The organism is Streptomyces sp. NPDC060205, from assembly GCF_042728395.1.
Lineage (GTDB): Bacteria > Actinomycetota > Actinomycetes > Streptomycetales > Streptomycetaceae > Streptomyces.
Map to the genome: position 1 here is coordinate 1 of NZ_JBHWZP010000176.1, position 19,496 is coordinate 19,496.

General features: G+C 67.4%; 23 protein-coding genes. 7 read left to right on the forward strand and 16 right to left on the reverse strand.

The window, feature by feature from the left end:
- Positions 1-46: 46 nt before the first annotated feature.
- Both ACFWGJ_RS27085 and ACFWGJ_RS27090 read right to left on the reverse strand, forming a co-directional pair.
- A complete protein-coding gene (locus ACFWGJ_RS27085; protein WP_387329425.1) occupies positions 47-919 on the reverse strand; it encodes an alpha/beta hydrolase family esterase in 873 nt (290 codons plus the stop codon).
- A 14-nt stretch (positions 920-933) separates the two neighbouring features.
- Positions 934-1,827 carry an alpha/beta fold hydrolase gene (locus tag ACFWGJ_RS27090; protein WP_387329428.1) on the reverse strand — a complete coding sequence of 298 codons (894 nt, stop codon included), beginning with the start codon at positions 1,825-1,827 and terminating at the stop codon, positions 934-936.
- A gap of 93 nt (positions 1,828-1,920) precedes the next feature.
- Between ACFWGJ_RS27090 and ACFWGJ_RS27095 the strand changes: the two genes are divergently transcribed.
- Positions 1,921-2,493, forward strand: coding sequence for a TetR/AcrR family transcriptional regulator (locus tag ACFWGJ_RS27095; RefSeq protein WP_387329431.1), 573 nt, complete (start codon positions 1,921-1,923; stop codon positions 2,491-2,493).
- Positions 2,494-2,711: 218 nt separating this feature from the next.
- On the opposite strand, the gene ACFWGJ_RS27100 is transcribed toward ACFWGJ_RS27095, so the two are convergent.
- From ACFWGJ_RS27100 to ACFWGJ_RS27110, 3 genes are all read right to left on the reverse strand, one after another.
- Entirely contained in the window at positions 2,712-3,089 is a 378-nt protein-coding gene (locus ACFWGJ_RS27100; RefSeq protein ID WP_387329434.1) for a toxin Doc, read from the reverse strand.
- Positions 3,090-3,093: 4 nt separating this feature from the next.
- Positions 3,094-3,345, reverse strand: coding sequence for a hypothetical protein (locus ACFWGJ_RS27105; protein ID WP_387329436.1), 252 nt, complete (start codon positions 3,343-3,345; stop codon positions 3,094-3,096).
- A 280-nt stretch (positions 3,346-3,625) separates the two neighbouring features.
- Complete coding sequence (locus ACFWGJ_RS27110; RefSeq protein ID WP_387329439.1) at positions 3,626-4,225, reverse strand: TetR/AcrR family transcriptional regulator; 600 nt, start codon at positions 4,223-4,225, stop codon at positions 3,626-3,628.
- 112 nt (positions 4,226-4,337) lie between these two features.
- On the opposite strand from ACFWGJ_RS27110, the gene ACFWGJ_RS27115 reads away from it, so the two are divergent.
- Both ACFWGJ_RS27115 and ACFWGJ_RS27120 read left to right on the forward strand, forming a co-directional pair.
- Positions 4,338-5,306, forward strand: coding sequence for an NADP-dependent oxidoreductase (locus ACFWGJ_RS27115; protein ID WP_387329442.1), 969 nt, complete (start codon positions 4,338-4,340; stop codon positions 5,304-5,306).
- A 142-nt stretch (positions 5,307-5,448) separates the two neighbouring features.
- Complete coding sequence (locus tag ACFWGJ_RS27120; RefSeq protein WP_387329444.1) at positions 5,449-6,294, forward strand: alpha/beta fold hydrolase; 846 nt, start codon at positions 5,449-5,451, stop codon at positions 6,292-6,294.
- 245 nt (positions 6,295-6,539) lie between these two features.
- Here ACFWGJ_RS27120 and ACFWGJ_RS27125 read toward each other — a convergent pair whose 3' ends face one another.
- Positions 6,540-7,295 carry an MBL fold metallo-hydrolase gene (locus tag ACFWGJ_RS27125; RefSeq protein WP_387329447.1) on the reverse strand — a complete coding sequence of 252 codons (756 nt, stop codon included), beginning with the start codon at positions 7,293-7,295 and terminating at the stop codon, positions 6,540-6,542.
- 42 nt (positions 7,296-7,337) lie between these two features.
- Complete coding sequence (locus ACFWGJ_RS27130; RefSeq protein WP_387329449.1) at positions 7,338-8,141, reverse strand: alpha/beta fold hydrolase; 804 nt, start codon at positions 8,139-8,141, stop codon at positions 7,338-7,340.
- A gap of 97 nt (positions 8,142-8,238) precedes the next feature.
- Here ACFWGJ_RS27130 and ACFWGJ_RS27135 point away from each other — a divergent pair, with 97 nt between their 5' ends.
- The gene (locus tag ACFWGJ_RS27135; protein ID WP_387329452.1) at positions 8,239-8,658 is read left to right on the forward strand and encodes a MarR family winged helix-turn-helix transcriptional regulator; all 420 of its coding nucleotides are present in this window, start codon (positions 8,239-8,241) and stop codon (positions 8,656-8,658) included.
- Between the two features lie 535 nt (positions 8,659-9,193).
- Here the strand turns inward: ACFWGJ_RS27135 and ACFWGJ_RS27140 are convergent.
- Positions 9,194-9,592: a MerR family transcriptional regulator gene (locus ACFWGJ_RS27140; RefSeq protein WP_387329455.1), complete on the reverse strand. Its 399-nt coding sequence runs from the start codon at positions 9,590-9,592 to the stop codon at positions 9,194-9,196.
- Between the two features lie 117 nt (positions 9,593-9,709).
- Between ACFWGJ_RS27140 and ACFWGJ_RS27145 the strand changes: the two genes are divergently transcribed.
- The 3 genes from ACFWGJ_RS27145 to ACFWGJ_RS27155 all read left to right on the forward strand — a co-directional run bounded on the left by ACFWGJ_RS27145 (position 9,710) and on the right by ACFWGJ_RS27155 (position 12,197).
- Entirely contained in the window at positions 9,710-10,426 is a 717-nt protein-coding gene (locus tag ACFWGJ_RS27145) for an SDR family oxidoreductase (RefSeq protein ID WP_387329458.1), read from the forward strand.
- 331 nt (positions 10,427-10,757) lie between these two features.
- Positions 10,758-11,336: a TetR/AcrR family transcriptional regulator gene (locus ACFWGJ_RS27150; protein ID WP_387329487.1), complete on the forward strand. Its 579-nt coding sequence runs from the start codon at positions 10,758-10,760 to the stop codon at positions 11,334-11,336.
- 78 nt (positions 11,337-11,414) lie between these two features.
- On the forward strand, positions 11,415-12,197 hold the full coding sequence (locus ACFWGJ_RS27155; protein WP_387329461.1) for an oxidoreductase: 783 nt from the start codon (positions 11,415-11,417) through the stop codon (positions 12,195-12,197).
- A gap of 154 nt (positions 12,198-12,351) precedes the next feature.
- Here ACFWGJ_RS27155 and ACFWGJ_RS27160 read toward each other — a convergent pair whose 3' ends face one another.
- The 8 genes from ACFWGJ_RS27160 to ACFWGJ_RS27195 all read right to left on the reverse strand — a co-directional run.
- Positions 12,352-12,735, reverse strand: a complete 384-nt coding sequence (locus ACFWGJ_RS27160) for a hypothetical protein (RefSeq protein WP_387329464.1) — start codon at positions 12,733-12,735, stop codon at positions 12,352-12,354.
- A 423-nt stretch (positions 12,736-13,158) separates the two neighbouring features.
- The gene (locus ACFWGJ_RS27165; RefSeq protein WP_387329467.1) at positions 13,159-13,485 is read right to left on the reverse strand and encodes a putative quinol monooxygenase; all 327 of its coding nucleotides are present in this window, start codon (positions 13,483-13,485) and stop codon (positions 13,159-13,161) included.
- A gap of 367 nt (positions 13,486-13,852) precedes the next feature.
- Positions 13,853-14,056 carry a hypothetical protein gene (locus ACFWGJ_RS27170; protein WP_387329470.1) on the reverse strand — a complete coding sequence of 68 codons (204 nt, stop codon included), beginning with the start codon at positions 14,054-14,056 and terminating at the stop codon, positions 13,853-13,855.
- A 40-nt stretch (positions 14,057-14,096) separates the two neighbouring features.
- The gene (locus ACFWGJ_RS27175; RefSeq protein WP_387329473.1) at positions 14,097-14,309 is read right to left on the reverse strand and encodes a transposase domain-containing protein; all 213 of its coding nucleotides are present in this window, start codon (positions 14,307-14,309) and stop codon (positions 14,097-14,099) included.
- A 16-nt stretch (positions 14,310-14,325) separates the two neighbouring features.
- Positions 14,326-15,417: a helix-turn-helix transcriptional regulator gene (locus tag ACFWGJ_RS27180; protein ID WP_387329475.1), complete on the reverse strand. Its 1,092-nt coding sequence runs from the start codon at positions 15,415-15,417 to the stop codon at positions 14,326-14,328.
- A 127-nt stretch (positions 15,418-15,544) separates the two neighbouring features.
- On the reverse strand, positions 15,545-16,525 hold the full coding sequence (locus ACFWGJ_RS27185) for a Gfo/Idh/MocA family protein (RefSeq protein ID WP_387329478.1): 981 nt from the start codon (positions 16,523-16,525) through the stop codon (positions 15,545-15,547).
- The gene (locus ACFWGJ_RS27190; protein WP_387329481.1) at positions 16,522-17,772 is read right to left on the reverse strand and encodes an ABC transporter substrate-binding protein; all 1,251 of its coding nucleotides are present in this window, start codon (positions 17,770-17,772) and stop codon (positions 16,522-16,524) included. The genes ACFWGJ_RS27185 and ACFWGJ_RS27190 overlap by 4 nt, the downstream gene beginning before the upstream one ends.
- Before the next feature lie 86 nt (positions 17,773-17,858).
- Positions 17,859-19,496, reverse strand: a 1,638-nt coding sequence (locus ACFWGJ_RS27195; RefSeq protein WP_387329484.1) for an ABC transporter permease, incomplete at its 5' end; no start/stop codon positions are given.

Here is a 19,496-nt window from a genome sequence, read left to right on the forward strand (position 1 = left end):
CCGCTGGTCGGCCGAACGCGGTCGCGCGTTTGCGTCCGCAGACATTTTAGAGGCCGAAGAACTCGGTGATGATGTCTGCTGTGTTGAACTGGTGGCTGGTCCTGCCGATGAGTGCAGGGGCGGAGGAAGCACCGGGAACGGTGTGGCCGCCGCGGTGGATGGTGTAGAGGGCCACCGAGGGGGCACCTTCCGCCTCATAGATTGTGCGTTCGGCCTCGGTGGGGTCGGCCGTGATTCTCTTCGGCAGGCGTGTAGTTGTGGGTTCGGTGGTGATCCCGTTGCGCTCGGCGAAGTAGCGAGCCGTGCGGGTGGCTGACCAGCTGGAGCCCCCTACTTTGAAGAGGGTGCGCAGGGCCCAGTTCATGGTGCCGCCCTGGTAGGACACGATGGGGTCCTTCGTGCCGTGGATCAACATGACCGGCATGGAAGCCCGGGGCGCCTGACTGGCGAGGAAGTTCTCCGGTGCGGGCATGGTTGCGGCGATCACTGTGGCGCCCGCCAGCAAGGTGGGGGTCTCATGGGCGAGACGGATGACCATCTGGCCGCCGTTGGAGTAACCGACCGCGTAGACATGACTGGGGTCGATGCGCCGGTCCGAGGCGAACGTAGCGATGACCGCGCGAGTGAAGCCGATATCGTCGATGTCGGCTCGGCGGGCCGGGAAGCGGCTTTCGCGGCGGGCGTCGTTCCAGTTGCCGCGATAGCCGTCGAGGTACGCGACCAGCGCGCCGCGGGCTGCGAGCGCGTCGAAGACGCCGCCGGTGAAGGCGCGATGTTTGTCACCGGTCTGGCCGGAACCGTGGAACACAAGAATCAGCGGCCTGGCATCGCCCGGCGCTGCGGTGCCGACGAGAGTGAAGGTGCGGGTGGCCTCGCCGACAGTGACGCTGCTGCGGGTGGCTGTGAGGGTGCTGGACATGGCGTTTCCTCCCTTCAGGCGAAGAAGTCGATCAAAGTGTGGGCCATCCATTCGGGCGCTTCCTCCGGTACGAAATGCGCCGCACCCGGTGCGATGGCGCCTGTGGTGTTCGGGGCAACCTGCCGCACCGCTTGCTCGACGCCATCACGCATGCCGTGTTCACCCCCGATGGCCAGAACCGGAATATCCAGCGGCCCCTCGGCGGCCAGCGCAACCACCTGGTCCCCTGACTCTCCCGCGCGGTAGAACTCGAAGCTCGCGTGCAACGCGGCGGGATCGCGCAGGGCATCGACGTAGATGTCGACCGCAGTTTGAGGAATGGCATCGGGCGATGCGGCTTTGGTGGCGAACTGGTAGCCGAAGTAGATCTCCTCGCGGCCGGACACCATACGCTCGTTGATCTCGGCCAGGCGATTGAAGACGAAGTGCCATGCCAGCTCGTTCACTTCGGGAGGCATGAGCAGCGGAGGCATCGGGGTGAATCCGGCGAGGACGGCTTCGGCCAGCACGAGCTTGGTCACCCGGTCGCGATGGCGAGCAGCGAGCACGTAGCCGACCATCATCCCCATGTCGTAGCCCGCGACCTGGAAACTGTCGTGGCCCAAGGAGGTCATCAGGCCGGCCATGTCATCGGCCAGCGTGACCGCGTCGTACCCGCCGGCAGGCTTGCTGCTGGCACCCATGCCGCGCATGTCGGCAGCCACGACCGTGAAGTGCTCTGCGAGAGCGGGCATCACCAGCCGCCAGCAGTACCAGAACTGCGGCCACCCCGGCAACAGCAGCAGCGCCGGGCCGGTCCCGCCGACCGCCGCATGCAGTTCGACGCCGTTCACCTTCACGGTGCGGCTGGTGAAAGTGTCGCCAAAGGCGGCGGGAAGGTGCGGGACGGCGTCGACGGTGAAAGGCATCGGTGTCTCCTCGTACTGGACCCAACAGCAAACGGATGAGTCATCCGTTTCAACGTAGCACAACCGGATACGTCATCTGGTTATGGTGGGGGTATGAGCACTCCGCCGTTGCGCAAGGACGCCGTCCAGAACAGGCACCGCATCATCGAGATCGCCCGGCAGTACGTCGATGACGGCAGACCCCTGCAGCTCAACGATGTGGCACGGACCGCCTCTATCGGCGTGGCCACCGTCTACCGGCACTTTCCAACACCGGAAGCACTGCTGGAGACGGTCGCGCTACCGACCATCGAGACGCTGCTGCGGCGAGCCGAGCACTCATTGGCTGAGGACGACCCGTGGACGGCGTTGCGAGACTTCCTCGCCGCGGGGATCGAAGTCCTGCTCACCGACCTGGCGGTCCCTCCGGTGTTTGCCGCAGCCACCGACGCCCTGGAGGACACCAGCGACTGCAAACGACGGCTCGCCACTGCCTTTGCTGAGCTGCTGGCCCGCGCGCACGCGGCTGGAGTCATCGATTCCAGCATCACCGAGTCGGATATGACCCCTCTGATGTGCGGCATCGCCTACGCCGCGAACATCCAAAGCAGCCTCGACCCGACCGAACGAGCCATGCTCGGCCTGCGCTACCTCGACCTGCTCCTCACCGGCCTGCACCGCCCCTGATCACGGCGGCCGTTCGAGGTCGCGGCTTGCGGGCGCTGTAACCGCCCGCAAGCTCGGCGCCGTTGCCGCCAACGCTGACCTCGACGCTTGCCGGCAGCATCGTATTGTCGCCAAGTACCGCCGGAACTACCCGGATCACCGGCACCGAAATGCTCCGACGGCCTGACCGTGACCGTATTTTTCGAGCAGGCGGACAGCGCAGGCTCTAGGTGGGGGAGTCATACACGCCAGGAACGGATCCGGTCGGCAGCGCCGAAGACGGTGTCCTTGCCGGCCAAGAGGTCCTTGCAGAGCTCGACCAGCTCGCCGTAGGGGAGGTCGAGGCCCTCGTCGCTTGCGTGCATGTAAGCGATGGTCACAGCGCAGGCAAACCGTACGTTGAGAGACGGCAGGGGCTTGAGCAGCAGCAGGGTGTGTAGCAGCGACGCAGCACGCCAGGACGCATCCGGATCGACGCCGAGGCGGGGTGGGTCGACGCGATGGCGCGCCACGGCCGCGACGAGGGCTGAAAAGTCACTGATGTGAGGCTGGTCGGGAAGCGCCGTCTCGTGCTGCTGCAGGAGCCAGCGCACGTCGATGTGCAAGGAGGGCGCCATTGCTTCAGGCGGCCCTGCCCGTCGTGTTCGCCGCCGGGCCGTCGTCGATGCCTGCCGCCTCGATGGCGTCGGCCAGCGACGGGTCCGCGAAGACCCGCTGGAACTCGGCTGCCGCTGCCTTCAGGCTTCGCTGATGGGCGATCGCGTCGGTCGTTGAGGCTTTCACGAAAGCCTTCAACGTCATGCCGTGCTCCCGGGCTGCATCCCGGAGGTCTTCGAGCTCCGCGTCGGAGAAGTCCACGTTGAGTGCTGCCATGCCGTCAGACTACCGTCGAGGTACCTAGGACTCAATCATTGCAGGTCAGTGCGATCATCCTGGGTACCTGTACGCGTGGAACGGTGTCACCGCACCTATCGGCTTGCACGCCCCGGACAGTGCCCGCCGGCGATGACGGCGACGGCCAGCGGGTGCCCACTGATCACCGAATCGCGGGCGCCTTCTTCGAGATCCGCCGGATCATGGAGAAGCTCGATGGCCGCGTCGATCCCGGTGCAAAGGCGATGCCGCCCCGCTTCTCGCAGACAGAAGCACCCCCTCACGGGGAGGAGGGCGGCGGCTGGGGCAGCGGGTGGGCTCCCGCGGGGCGCAGGCCGTCGAAGATGATCGCGAGGTAGCGCTGCCAGAGGTCGGGCGGGGCGTCCGGCAGGGAACTCGCCGCGTGCTTCGGCGCGCACATCAGCGCCACGACATCCGCTCCGGTGACGTCCGCGCGCACCGCGCCGTACGAACGCGCGCGCTCGACCAGGTCATGGACGTGACGGAACAGCCGCTCCTGGGCCTGGGACAGCTCAGGGTCGAGTTCGGCGGCGCGCTGTAGGTAGACCAGGTCGAAGTGCTGCATCTCGCGCGCCACGGCGGACAGGAACTCAAGCAGCGCGGCTCCCGCGTCGGGTGCGTCGAGCAGTTCTCCACCCGTCTCGGTGAGGACGGCGATCCGGTCGAGGACGATCGCGGCGATGAGGTCGTCTTTGGTCGCGAAATGCCGGAAGACCGTGCCCTTGCCGACGCCGGCCCGGCGGGCGATGTCGGACACCGACACATCCAGTCCTCGCACGTCGAACTCGTCCGCCGCGGCGGCGAGCACGAGCTTCCGGTTTCTGGCGGCGTCCGCGCGCAGCGGTCGGGGGGAGGTCACACGGAGAGACTAGCAAGTTGACCGCCCAGTCCGTTTAGGGTTACGGTCCGGTCATAACCGGACCGCACGGTCCGGTTGTCGTGCAGGAGACTCACGTAGGGGAGCACTGTCCATGAAGGCCGTCGTCGCGCACACATACGGACCGCCCGAGCAGTTCACGGTGCAGGAGGTACCGGTACCCCGACCGGGGCCCGGTCAGATCCAGGTCCGGATCGCCGCCGCCTCGCTCAACCCGACCGACATTCGGCTGCCCAACGGTGAGTACCGTGCGGCCGTGGATCTGCCGTTCCCGCACATACCGGGCAACGACTTCGCCGGGACGGTGAGCGAGGTCGGTCCCGGCGTCACCGCCTTCAAGGTGGGTGACGAGATCTTCGGCGAGGCCGTTCCCCGCGCCCTGCGCGCGGTGGCCGACCCGTCCCGTCCCTCGCTGAGCACGGGCTCGCTCGCCGAGTACGCGGTCTTCGAGGCAGACACCCCGCTGATCGCGCACCGCCCGGCGGGACTGTCCGCGCCGGACGCCGCCGCCGTGGCGACCGCGGGCCTGACCGCGCTGTCGGTGATCGGATCGGCCGAGGTGAAGGAGGGCGAGAGCGTCCTGGTCGTCGGCGCGACCGGTGGCGTCGGTACCGCCGTGGTCCCGCTGCTCGCCGCCGCCGGGGCGCGCGTGATCGCCACGGGCACCCCTGCGGACGCCGACGTCCTGCGCGGGCTGGGTGCGAGCGAGGTCATCGGCTACGCGGCGAGCGAGTACCCGGCGGACATCGACGTCGCGTTGAACCTGACGCTGCCCGATGACCGGCTGGCCGCACTCGCCCGGACGCTTCGGCCCGGCGGTCGCCTGATCACGATCATCTTCCCGCCGCCCGCGCCGGAGGTCCTCGGCCGCGACGACGTGGAACTGCGCTTCCTGCTCGACCTGGGTGGGGAGTTCGGCGGCATGCGCGAGGTCGGCGCACTGGCGGTGGATGGCCGGCTGCCCGTGACCATCGGCGGCCGCTACACCCTCGACCAGGGCCCGCAGGCATGTGTCGACCTGGTCCGCACGCACACCCTGGGCAAGCTCGTCGTCACCATTTGAGCGACGGCCGCCCGGCGTCCCGTTCCCGACCCGTCCTTCATCGCATCGGTACACCCGTAGGCGAGCGGCGGCCTCCCGGACTGCTGTCCTGATCCGCTCGAAAGAACCTGATCCGCTCGAAAGAAAGCGAGGTGGTCCGATCATGGCTGCCGACCCGTCCGCCCCACCCGAGCTGTCTGCATACGTCCGGTCCGTCAACGGGATCGAACTGCACGTCACGGAAGCCGGCTCGGGCGCGCCGCTGCTGATGCTCCACGGCGTCGGCGTGGACGCTTCTGCACAGCGCCGCGAGATCGAGGCGTTGGCCCACTCTCACCGGGTCATTGCCCCCGACCTGCGCGGCCACGGGCGCAGCACACGTCCTGCCGCCTTCTCGCTGCGCGACCACGTCGACGACATGATCGCGCTGCTGGACGAGCTGGGCCTCGCCCGGACCGCCGTGCTGGGCGGCTCGATGGGCAGTTACGTGGCACAGGCCCTGGCGCTCGCCGTACCGCAGCGCGTACGGGAGTTGATCCTGGTGGTGGCCACGTCCCACGGCCGCACGTCCTCCACGGAGCGCGTGCTCGCCGAACGCGCCGACGAACTGCGGGGACTCTCCCGTGAACAACAGCAGCAGTGGCTCAGCGACCGCCTGTTCGCGCCGGAGACACCGCCGTCCGTCCGCGACCAGGTGCGTGACTGGTACGTCTCCCGGTACAGCCTCGGGCTCGCGCTGAGCCCGCAGCAGATCGAGGCCGCCAACAATGCCGTCCTCGGGTTCGACTTCCGAGCCGACCTGGCCACCCTTGAGATCCCGACCCTGCTGATCAGCGGACGCCACGACATCCTCAACCCACCGGCGGAGGCCGAGCGGATGGCCCGGCTGCTGCCCTCGGCCCGCCTGGAGGTGTTCGAGCACTCGGGTCACCTGCCGTCCCTGGAGGAACCAGAGCGCTTCGACTCCACCGTCCTCACCTTCCTCGCTGAGCGCACGGCGGTGTCCTGACCGGATCCGCGAGCGGTCGACGCGGAGCGGGGTGGGGTCCTTGATCTCGGCGACGATTCCGTTGAAGCGCACCACATAAGGACTTCGTTCCTGTGCAGCGGCCGTTCGCGTACCGCTGCACGCCTGGCTGTGCGACGTACGCCTGTTCCTCGTGGCCGGGCGGCGCACGGACGCCGACGGTCATGCCGCAGCTCGCCGGTCGGCGGGCCGGCCGACGAGTTGCGGCATGTGTTGCTCGCCTGCGCTTACGGGACCTGTACGCGCTCGCCGGTGAGGACGATGCGGACCTCGATGTCGGGGGCGAGGCGGGCGACGGCGTCGGCGTAGTGGCGCGGGTCGGTGTCGGTCTTGGTCATCATCTGATCACCGAGGCGGCCGCTGGTGAAGGAGTAGTGGTGCGGGATCGCCAGGGTGGGGCGCAGCGCCGCGGTCAGGCCGGCGGCCTGTTCGGCGTCCATGACGAACTGCCGCATGCCGGCCGGGCGGACGCACAGGCCGTTGGTCGGCAGGATGGTGAGGTCGACGGGGCCGATCCGGTCGGGGATGGTGTCGAGTTCGGGGACGCGAAGCGAGTCGCCGCCGAAGAACACGGTGCGGCCTTCGGCCTGGAGGACGAAGGTCACCTCGTGGACACCGTGCTCGCCCGGGGTCGCGGTCACCACCAGGGGGCCGACGGTCGTCGACTCCCATGCCTCGATGGCACGGACGTCACTGAAGCCCTTGCTACGGGCGATGGTGGCGACGGTGCCTGGGCCGACCAGCGGCACGGAGAGGTCGAAGCCGCCGCTGATCAGGGCGTCGAGGTCGCAGTGGTCGTAGTGCTCGTGGCTGACGACGAGGGCGTCGATCCGGCCGAGGCCGGCGACGGTCGTGGCGAGCTGTTCGCCCGGATGGTAGGTGGCGGTCTCGGTGAACCAGGGGTCGGTGAGGATCCGGGTCTCGCCGATCTCGATCAGCTGGCAGGCGTGCCCGATCCGGGTCACTGCGAGGGGGGTGTTCATGATTTCTCCTGCTCGTGGAGGGGGAGCGATGGCCGGGGTGGGTCAGGCGCCGAGGTCGAGGTCGAGGATGGCGCCGAGGAGTTCTTCGGGGGTCTCCACCTGCGGGAGGTGGCCGGTGCGGGGCAGCAGGGTGAAAGCGGCGTAGGGGATGGCGGCGGCGTAGGCGCGGCCGTAGTCGGGGGTGACGATGCCGTCGCTCTCGCCCCAGATGACGTGGACGGGCAGGTGGAGGTCGGCCAGTCGGCCGGCGAGCGTCGGGTCGGACATCGTGGGGCCCGTGTAGCCGATCAGGGCTTGGAGGTCGGGGCTCGGCCCGGCCTGGCCTGCGGGCGGCACGGGTGCCTTGCGCGGGTCGTGGAAGGAGTGGGTGCTGATCTGCTGCGGTGTCATGCCGGCGAGGTTGGTGATGGGGTGGCCGTCCACCTCGATGCCGATGCCGTCGATGATGACGGCGCCGCTGACGCGGGGGCTTTGCTGCAGGGCGATCTCGGCGGCGAGCCAGCCGCCGAAGGAGTTGCCGACGACGGTGACGTCGGTGAGGTCCAGCTCCTCAAGCAGTGCGACGTATGCGCGGGCCAGATCGGTGACGCCGGTGAGGCCGTCGGCCTTGGCGGTGCCACCGAACCCTGGGTGGGTCGGCAGCAGCACCGGGGTGTGGGCGCGCTCGGCGAGGAGGTCGGCGAAGCCGGCCATGGTGGGGACGCCGCCGCCTCCGTGCAAGAGCAGGAAGGGGCGGCTGCGGTCGCGGTGCTGGACGGTTATCTCGACCGGTCCGGCAGGGGCTACGAAGGTATGGCTGGAGGTGCGGGTGGGCCGGAGGGAACCTGCCGGAACGGGGGTGCTCATCGTCTTCTGTCTCCTCGGTAAGTCAGCTTGCTTATATAAGGAACCTTAGATCAAGTCTCTTAACTAAGCAACCTTGGATGCGAAGTAGACTCGGCTCATGCACCAGCCATCCGATGTCGGCCTGGCCGTCAAGCGCCTCCAGTACCGCCACCACCGGGCTGCCAGCCGTGCGCTGGCGCCGCTCGGCCTGTCGCTGGTCCAGTGGGACACCCTGCGTCACCTACGTGCCAAGCCCGACGCCTCGATGCACGACCTGGCCGTGTTGACCTTTCAGACCGATCAGTCCTTCGGGTCGCTGGCCGCCCGCATGGCCGAGCGCGGTCTGATCGAACGGGTGCCGGGCCCCGGGCGCGCGGTCCGCCAACGGCTCACCGAGGAAGGCGCACGCCTGCTGGCCGAGGGGCAGACCGCGATCGATGCCGTCACCGCGACCTCGTTCAGTGCCCTGACCCCCGACCAGCTCGACCAGCTCGGCACCCTTCTCGATATCGCTCTCGGTCCCGACCCCACCGCCTGACCCCCACCAGGCCGCGGTTTGGCTTGGTGACCGGGCCACTCGCTTCCCGACCTGCCGCCCGCTCCCAGACGTCGGCCAAGGCCCCGGTCGGAAGTGCCGCACGGGTGAGGGGCACCGCACTCGCGTCAGACTTGCCCGCCCAACACTTCGCCGAGTCGGTGTTCGAGGCGGCGGACTCGCGCGGCAAGGCGGGCGCTGCGGGTCTCAGCGGCTGGATCGGCCGCAGGGGAGCGTGGCTGACCGCGGGGCCGACCGTCGGGGACGTGGGCGGTGCAGCGGCCGTGACGTGGACTTGACTGAGGAATTCGGCGACCACACAGCCAGGCCCGAATCTGCAGACACCTCGGCGGGTCTTACGGACCACCTGGGCGGCCTCGTGGGATCCCGGCGCGCCCAGCGCCGGTGAGCCGGTCGACGTCCTCGGTGCCACCCGCACGCCCGACGGTTCGCGGCGCACTCGACGTGGGCGAGATACACGCCGTCGTCGGCGGGGCGGTCCACGATGATGCGGGTCGAGGGTCCGCGCGAAAGGCGTCTACGGGACGGGACTTGTCGCGGCTGCTTCTTCGAGTGTGGCCGGGCACGAGTCGGTGTCCGGGGCTGTGGCGAGGGCGATCAAGGCGTCAAGGCGTTGGCCCGCCGCCTGCAACTCGGCGACCTTCGCCGTCGTACGGGCGCGTTCTTCAATCAAGCATGCCAGCAACTCGGGGCCGACGTGGCGTGCATCGATGGCCGGCAGAAGTGTGGCGATCACGCGGCTGGCGAGCCCGGCTGTGTAGAGCTCGCGGATCAGCCGTACACGGTCCTCCGCCGACTGCGGGTAGACGCGCTGTCCTCCTGCCGTGCGGGAGGAATGCAGCAGGCCCTGCTCCTCGTAGTAGCGCAAAGCGCGCGTACTGACGCAGGCCCTGTCGGCCAGCTCTCCGATACGCACCGTGACTCACCCCTAGCTCTGCGGTGTCCGATTTGCCTTTGACGTTGACGTCAAGTTCTAGCGTAGGCGCGAAGGGGCGGGAGTGATCGCAGACCTCCCCCCGACGAAAGGATGATCATGGAAATCGCTGGTTCCACCGCGCTCGTGACCGGAGCCAACCGGGGCATCGGCCGGTGCTTCGTCGACGAACTGTTGGCCCGCGGGGTCGAGAGGGTTTACGCGGCGGCCCGCAACCCTGGGACGATCACCGCGTCCGACCCCCGGGTGAGTCCGCTGTACCTGGACCTTCTCGACGAGAAGTCGATCAGAGATGCAGCCGCCATCGCGCAGGATGTGACCCTGCTGGTCAACAACGCTGGCATCGCCACGGGAGCCAACCTGCTGACCGACGACCTGGACGGCGTCCGGCGGGAACTGGAGACGCACCTCTTCGGCACCCTCCGTGTCATACGCGCCTTCGCTCCGGTGCTGGCCGCCCACGGCGGGGGAGCGATCGTGAACGTCCTCTCCGTACTGTCATGGGTCGCCACCCCCGAGGGTTCGGGCTCCTACTCCGTCGCCAAAGCCGCCGAGTGGAACATGACCAACGGCGTACGCGTCGAGCTCGCCGGACAGAAGACCCTGGTCCAGGGCGTCCACCTAGGGTCAGCGGACACCGACATGATGGCGGGCAGCGACGCCCCTAAGATCGATCCCGTCGACGTCGCACGCGCCAGTCTCGACGGCGTGCAGAACAACTCTCTCGAAGTGCTGGTCGACGACCCCAGCCGTTTCGTGAAGGCGGCCCTGGCCGGCGACCCGGCACAGTTGTACGGCCCTGCGCCCACCGGGTGAGTCGCTCAGCGATGTCTCTGATTCCAGGCAGTTGGTGTCCTGGGATGGTTTTGTGACCGGTGCTGTTGGCGGTCGTCGGATGAAACGTGAGTGTTCGTCGTCCGAACCGCATTGACGTGTCCGACGCCCGCTGGGCATTGATCGAACCGGTCGTCAATGCCTGGCGGGCAGGAGGGGCCGGTCAGTACCAAGTCCACGCGGCCGGACATGACGGGGTCCTCACCACGATCTCGGCGTCGAGCCCGGCGCTCCACCTCAAGTCGCGCCCCAGAATGTCGGCGGAACTCCTCTTCTTGACTTCAAGGTCAAGAACGGTGCTAGTGTTCGGATGGTGGGAAGGCCGAAGCAGTTCGATCCGGATGTCGCCGTTGAGCATGCCATGGACGTGTTCTGGCGGAAGGGGTATGCCGGGACCACGCCGCAGGATCTCGTCGATGCGCTTGGCATCGGCAAGGGCAGCCTCTACAACACCTTCGGTAGTAAACACGACTTGTTCGAGCGGGCGCTTCGCTGCTATCGCGACGGCCAGGCCACTGCTCTCATCGAGATGTTGCAGGAGCCTGGGCCGGTCAAGGCGCGTCTGCGCAAGACGCTGGGGCTCCTTGCCGAGATGGACCTCGCCGACCCGGACCGTCGGGGATGCATGGCCGTGAACACGGCGGCAGAACTCGCCGGCACGGACCAGGTGGCAACCGAACTTGTCCAGCGCATGTTCGCCCGGACCGAGGACGCCTTCCGTGCGTTGATCGAAGAGGGACAACGCTCCGGAGAGATCGCACCGGAACGTGACCCAGCAGCCCTGGGAAGCCTGCTGCTGAACACAGTCGTGGGTCTGCGGCTCATGGCGCGCGTTGCCGAAAGCCCTGATCGGCTTGTCCGAGTGATCGACGCGACGGTCGACTCTCTCTGATCCGCACCGCAGCACTCGCTCCACTTGGGAGTGACCGCTGCCCAAATTTTGTACTTCGAGTTCAAGAACTGGAGTGTCATGTACCTCAACCTGACCGCCAAGACGGCCGTCGTCACCGGTGCCAGCCGGGGCATCGGGCTCGCCACCGTCCGGACTCTCACGGCCGAAGGCGTTCGCGTCGTCGGCGCCGCCCGCACCATCACGCCCGAGTTGAAGGAAACCGGCGCCTACACGGTGTCGGCCGACCTGAGCACCGCCGAAGGCGTCGCCACTCTCATGGACAGCGCCCTCACCGAGCTGGGTGGCATCGACCTACTGGTGAACAACGTCGGAGCCGGGGACGACGTGGAGCCCATCGGCTTCCTCGACACCGACGACACCCAGTGGACCCGCATCCTCGACCTCAACCTGCTCAGTGCCGTCCGTGCCGCCCGCGCGGCTCTCCCGAGCCTGATCGAGCGCCGTGGGTCGATCATCAACGTCTCGTCCATCAACTCACGGCTGCCCGCCGCCGGCCCGGTCGCCTACAGTGCGGCCAAGGCGGCCCTGACGGCACTCGGCAAGTCCCTGGCTGAGGAGTTCGGGCCCCAGGGGGTGCGCGTGAACACCGTCTCTCCCGGAGTGGTCCGCACTTCCCTGTGGGAGGACCCTGAGGGATTCGGTAGCAAGGTGGCAGCCGGAGCCGGGGCGGAGCATGCCGCGTTCCTTCAGCAGATCCCGGAAGCATTCGACATCACTACCGGCCGCGTTACCGAACCCGAAGAAGTGGCGGCCTTGATCGCGTTCCTTCTCTCCGACGTCGCAGGCAATATCACTGGGGCCGACCACATCATCGACGGTGGCGCCATCAAGACGCTTTGAATCACGGAGGCCCACGAAGGCGGGGCTGATTCGCATGGCTGCGGGACGAGAGGCACCCGTCCTGCAGCCACGAGAAGTGACACGACCGTGAGACAGACGGGAACCCGCAGGTCACAGGGCTGCTCTATGTCGAGCACCTCGCACAGTGCCTCAGTCAGCTTGGGCCTGGACGCCGGCCCCTTCGACTCTGGAGTTTCGGATCTGTCCGGCAGTGGGCCGGCGTCGCGGGCGTCGAGCGTCCTGGTGCAGACCGTTGCCGTGTCACGCCCGGCACTCGCGGTGGCGATGCCGATTGCGACCGCATGCGCATCAGATCGAACAGCACACCGGTCCGCGACAGGGGCGCCTTCACGATGTGCAGGAACCGGACCCCGCCATGGCCGACGAACGCTACGCCGACCATCTCCACCAGATGATGCAGGATCGGACTGCGGCGCTCACAGCGCGCGGTCAGCCCTTTCACCTGCTCGGCAAACGTCCGCCGGCCACAGCTCAGTCCGTCACAGAACAACCGCCGCACCGTCAGAATAATCAGCACCGGGCGGCCACCAGCGGTCACATCGCAACGCCCGCAGCCGACCACACCCGCACCACCCGACCACATCCAGGTCCGGAGACATCATCCGTACGAGGGCGTCACACACTCGCTGAGGGTCCCGCTTCCCGTGACGGAGCATCACCGGTGCACGGTGGCACACGCCCACTTCACGAATATCTTGCCAGGACCATGTTCATGTGTACGCCGACACCTGGTGCCACCGCTGTACCGACCGCACGCTGACGTGTAGTTGCCCAGCGACGGAGGCATTGTCGTGCCCGACGGCGAATAACTCGGCCTCATATGAACGGCCTACTGCGAGAGCCAAGGCTTGTCAGCCCCGCGTGACATCACGTCAACAAGGTCATCAACTAACGTAATCTCCACGACCACGAAACCCGGGGCTTGACAGTATCGATGGGCTTACCGTTCCGGGCGGATGGGCTCAAGGATGCGGAACTTGGCTTCCTCCATCGTCCCCTCCATCACTTCCAGGAGCTGGGGTCCCAGTTCCTTCATTCGAGGGGCGTTCAGGTGCTCGTCGAGAGCTTGGCGGCTCACCCATCGCTCGTAGATGATGATCGTGCCAGGCTCTCCCTCAACCTCGTGTGCGTCGTAGTCGATATTGCCGAAGTCGTTGCGCGAGGGGCTGACGGCAGCTGCGACAAATGCCCTCATCTCGGCTTCCTTGCCGGCCTTCGCTCGGGCTTCCCAGAGCACGGTGATGTACCCGCTCTTTGAGTTGGTCATGATGGCTTCCTTTCCTTAAAGGGACACCTCATCCTGCACGGCTTCCTGAGACGGCAGCCAGAGAGAGATTTTCCTACCCACCGCGGCGAAGCAGAGCGACCGCTGCCGAGGCGCCATATGCTCGGACGTAATGCCGTAGAACGGCACGGCTTCAATCGCGCGAGAGCGACCGCTGCTTCGTGGGAGGCGGCGGTCTTCTCGTATCGGGTGGCGATTCCGCGGAAGCCTTTGGGCCGGTTGAAGCAGCGTTCGGCGACGTTGCGTTGGCGGTAGATTTGCCGGTCGAACATCGGTGGCGGTCCTCCGCGGCGGACCGCGTTGTGGGGCAGGCCGCGGCTGTCGCAATGGTGGAGTGGATTTGGACGAGTCAGTCGATGTCGCCTGCCGCGTCCGCATGAGCCTGGATCTGCTGAAGGCCACGGGAGAACACGCCGGCCAGCGCGTAACGGCGGAAGCGGGTGCAGACGGCGCTTCTCACGATCAACTCGCGCAGCGCTTGGTGGACCAGCAGATGTGCCAGATCTGTTGCAGGACCCCATTGGGGTTTGCTGTCGAGGACGACGCGGGCCACAGCTGAAGGCAGCTTCGTTCGCCGGGCTGTCCGCCACGTCTCAGCAGGTGGCGTCCACCACCAGCAGCCGCAACCCGCGCCGGAAGCAGCCCGGGGCCGCCTCGGTGCCCATCGGTTTCGCGGTCGTCGCGAACAGCACCCGCAGCGGCTCCGGACCCAGCCGCTGGCGGGCCCGAAACAGTGACGACTTCGCCGGGATGCGCCACTCGCCCAGCAGGCCCCGGCCCCGCAGCCCCTCATCCAGGTGCCACATCCGCCTAGAACAGGCTTCAAGCCGGCGGATCCGGGTTGAGTGTGCGCACCACCCCGACGCGCAGGAAGTCGAGTCTTTCGGCGTCGGTGCTGCCGACAGGTGCGGTGAAGACGACGAGCTTGATGTCGGAGTCAGGAATGGTCATCACGTCGCAGTCGAGCGTGACGTCTCCGACCAATGAGTGGTGGACAGTCTTGACGAGACTTTGGTGTGCCGAGGCCCGGCCTTCGTCCCAGAGTTTGCGGAATTGCGGGCTTAGCGCACGGACGTTGGTGATGAGGGATCGGAATCCGGGGTCATCGCCGAGCCACGAGGCTGAGCGTCGGAGGTCCGCGACGAGGGCTCGTTCAAATGCTTCCGCGCCACCGTGCGGAGTTGCTGCCTCCGCTGTGGTTTCTTCCACGAAGGTCTGGACGATGAGGTTCTGCCCCGGGACTTTCGTTGGAGGAGGAGTTCCGAACAATGCGGACGACAGAGGTGTTGACGTCAAGAGCGTCCAGTCAGCGGCGAAGACCGCTAGCGGAAGGTCCGCCATGCGGGTGATCATGCGCTGGACCCCCGGCGGAATATGGCGCGAGACCTTGCCGGGACCCTGTGGCGTCAAGCCGGCGGCCCGGTGCAGCAACTCGGTCTCGGTGCGATCGAGTTGAAGGGCGCGCGCCAGCGAGGCAACGACCTGTGCAGACGGCGTTAGCGAGCGTCCCTGTTCCAGGCGCACGACGTAGTCCGCGCTAATCCCCGCCAGCGCCGCGAGCTCCTCGCGGCGCAGTCCCTTTGTGCGTCGAAGGCCGAACGACTCCAAGCCGACATCGGTTGGGTGGAGGCGTTCTCGCCATGTCCGCAGCAGGCTGCCGAGCGAGTGAACATCTGGAGGCATCCGCACCACTCTAAGCTGATGAGTTCTGGGGAGCCTAGGACGGTTCTTCCCATGATCGATGACGACCGGGACGACGTCGTCGGTATCGAGGTGGTCGACCACGAAGCTGCGTAGGTCGTTGCGGAGACGGTGATCCCGGACAGTCCACCGACGACGTTCCAGGGCGGACTCCAGCAGTCTCTTGGCGAGTTGCTGCAGCAGCCCGCCCTCGGTCGTCAATGCATCTTCCATGATCGGGAGTTACACCGAACGTTGTAGACGGCTGGCTTGGCCCCGGAGGCCGCCGACGTGAAGGGAAGATACCGAACGTCTTACAGTCCCCTAGCGCAGCATCGGCCGGCTGAGCGCGCGAATGCCGTCACTCGACACGTAGTGCCGACCAGGCCGGCTCCAGCCGATGCCAGACGGCTTCGGTGGTTTCGAGCGTCCGCGCGGCGCTCGCCAGATCGGACCGGTTGTCGGCGAGGCCCGCCACGACATCGCGGAAATGCTGCAGGGCAGGGACGAATCCCATCACGGTCCAACCGGAGTTCGACGGCGTCGGCAGGGTGTAGTTGGGACGCCGGACCTCCGCCGGACCGTCGACGGGACGGTACGTGCAGGTGTCGACGTTGTCGACCTGGACTGCGTCTCCCTGTCCGTAGACCTCGACGAACTCACCCCGGTGTGCGAAGGAGGCGGTGGTGCAGAAGTCGAACGAGCACGCCGCACCTCCCTCCGCCCGGGCGACGACACTCACACTGAGACCGACAGCTGGCACGACGTTGAGGACCGCGGAGATCTCGTCGATCTCTCCCACCAGGTACCGTGCCAGGTCGATCATGTGCACCGGGTTGTCGATCAGATAGTGATGAAGATCGGCGAGGTACTCGTCGACACGCCCCATCGCGAACGTGAAGTGCGCCAGAGTGGGTGAGCCGAACTCGTCGGAGCTGATCACCTCCCGGGCTCTTTGATACGCCGGCGCGAACCGCTTCATGTATCCGACGACGACCTCGGTCTGTGCCCGGGCGGCGAGGCCGGCAAGTTCCTGGAGTTCCGCCGCGGATCGCCCGCCAGGCTTCTCACAGAAGACCGGGATCCGAGCCTCGATGCATCGGGCGAGGATCGGCCGGTAAGCGCTCGGCGGGACGGCGACCACTACCCCGTCGAGACCGCCGGCCGCGAGCATGTCCTCCACCGAGGTGTGGTGGGCATCGGCGCCCCACCGGCGGGCAGTGCTTGCGGCGTGCTCGGGCGTCCGGGCACAGACCGCGACGGGATCAAGACCGGCCTCAAGGATCGACGGGTAGAGGGCGCTGTTCGCGTGCCGGCCCGCGCCCACCACACCGACTCTCACGACGCGTTCGTCCGATCCCCGCCCAGGAACCGATCGATGCGGCTCGCGGTCTCACTGAAGACACGTTCCAGGCCATCCGGCTGCCTGTACGCCTCCACGATGGCCGCCGACCACATGCTCGCGACATCGAGGTACTCCGGCATGGGAGTCGGCAGCACTCGGGCGGTCGTCCGGAGAATCTCCAGGCTGTTGTCACCGAAGCCGTTCCACCCGGAGGCCGCGGCACGGAACGCGTCGTCGTCCCACGTGCTCTGTCGGGTCGGGTTCATGTTGCCCTCCAGCGCCGCCCGGGCGAGAAAAGCCGGCGAGCTGGCCCACTCGATGAACCTCCACGCGCCAGTCTTGTCGTTAGAGGCGCTGTTCATCGCGAGCGACCACGTCCACACGTTCGCCTCTCGCCCTCCACCGGGCCCCAGCGGCGGCCTGGTGTAGGCGACCCGCCCGCGAACGGCCGAGTCGGCTCCCTCGAAGAAGGCGACGTAGTGGTCCGAGTCCACGATCATGCCGTACCGGCCCGCCGCGAAGTCGCGGGCGACGTCGAGCCAGTGCCCGCCGGGGAACCGTGTCGGCCCCGACACATGCGCCGCAGAAAGGAAGTCACGGGTCGCCGCGAGCATCGCCGGACTGGCGAGTGCGCTGCGGCCCGCGTCGTCGAAGTCGGTCGCACCGTACGACCAGACCTGGGTCGCGTAGCCGGTGTACATGGTGTGCCAGGTATCGGTGCCGCGCTGGGCGAAACCGCGGACGCCGGGCACGCTCTCCGCGATCCGCGCCGCCGCGGCGAAGTACTCCTCCCACGTCGACGGCGGCTCGCTGAGACCCGCTCGCTCCAGCACATCCGGCAGGTACGCCAGGTTGTACGTCTCCCAGTTGACCGGGATCTCCAGCAGGGGACCTGTTCCGAGGGCGTCCCCCCGCACCCCCGACCAGCGGTTGGCAGCCAGCAAGGACGGCAGGAAGTCCTCCGGCCGGTAGTCGTCGCCGCACTTGTCGAGGTACGCGTCGAGTGGTTCGACTATGCCCTCACCCGCGAGCTTCCACATCGAGACGGGTCCCGACACGAACACATCCGGCGCGGACTCACCGCGAAGTCGGCCGCGCAGCGCGTCGAGGCTGTTCGTCACGTAATCCGTCTCGGGGATGATCTCCAACGTCACGCTCTCGCCGGTGAGTTCCTCGTACTCTTCGATGTGCTTCGTGACGCTCGCGACGTACGCGTCGTTGTCGGGGCCGATGAAACGGACCATTGTGTAACGTCTCCTTAGCGATGCCTCGGCTTACGGGCCGAAGGGCGGCCGGGCGGGTGTGGGAGGCGCCGGGCGCCCGGGTGTCGTCAGATTGAGAACCGCCGGCGCGCACGTTCGTGGAGGACGGCGACGACCTCGTAGAGCACGATCACGGTCACGGTCACGACGACCACGTCTGCCCAGAGCCGGGTGTAGTCGAAGGTTGTCGTGGCGGTCGTCATGGCCTCCGAGATCCCGTTCCCGGTGACGAGCCACTCGGCGACGACCGCGCCGAAAAGGGCGAGCGGGATGCTGATCCGCGCGGCGTTGAGGATTCCTGGAACGGCTCCGGGGATCCTGACGAACCGGAGGGTCGCCCAGCGGCCACCGCCGTAGACGCTGACCAGGTCAAGGGTGGATCGCGATCGTTCCTCCAGCGCTGTGACGATGACTATCATCGCTGGGAAGAAGACCACCAGAAGCCCCGTGACGATGATGAACGCGGTTCCTCGACCGCAGATGGCGACCAGGAGCGGGATGAAGGCGATCTGCGGAACGCACTGCGATGCGAGGAGCAGCGGAAGACCCAGGCGCAGCAGGGCGGGAAAGCTCACCAGGACGCATCCGGCGATGATCGCTGCGGCCATGCCGACTCCGAAGATCATGCCCATGTCGCGCATGGTGATCAGCCAGTCCGTCGTCAGCGCGCTGCGGTGCGCAGCCGCAGCCGGATTGCCGATCAGGTAGTCCAGCACATCGAGTGGGGACTTGAACACGAGGGGACTCACACCCCCGAACTGGATGATCGCGACCCAGATCACGATCAGCGCGACGGCTGGCGTGAGGAACTCGGCCACACGCTGCAGAAGGCCGGCGCCGGGCACCGCTCCGAACGAGGATTGGGACTCGACGGGGTCCACGTGCAGCCAGCGGCCCATCGCCGTGATCGCCACATAAAGGAGCCCGCCGATCACGGTGGCGACGATGGCGACGCCCCAGGTCTGCGCGGTCTGCAGCTTCTGCTGGCTGACCACGAGCACCACGCCCAGGCCGTCGTCGGCGCCGCTGAACTCGGCCACGAGCGCTCCCAGGAACGCGCCCGGGCCGGCGATACGCATGCCGGCCACGATGTTCGGAAGCGCAGCCCTGAGTCCGACCTTGCGGAGGATGTGCAGACGGCCACCCCCCGCGCAATGCACGATCGCGGCGATGTCCGCCGGTGTCGCACGAAGACCCGCGATCACCCCGATGAGCATCGGGAAGAACGAGAACAGGACCGCCATCGTGATCCTCGTAGGCTGGCCCGCGCCCGCAAGGCTCGAAATCAACGGAAGAAGTGCCGGCAGCGGCAGGCAGTAGACCGCAAGAGCGACGCGCGAGACCGAGCGTTCAAGAAGCCCGGTCAACGATCCGGCAGCACCGAACACGAGGCTGATGACAACAGCGATCGCGAAGCCCTCAAGCGCCGTCACGAGGGTGGGGGCGGCATTGGTGAGGTAGAACGAGAAATTCTCGATCAGGTCCTCGGCCACGCTCGGCGGCGATGGCACCGAGCCGGACGGGAGGAGCCCGGAGACCGCGACCAGCCACCAGAGGCCGACTGCGAGTGCGAATCCCCCCAGTGTCCACACGGCACCCGGGACCTCGCGTTCGACGAGCCGGGGTCCTTTGGCGGGCCGCCGCGCCGACGGCCCCGCGGGAGCCACGGCGAGCCCTGGAGGTGTGTCTGTCGAGGTCATCTCAGG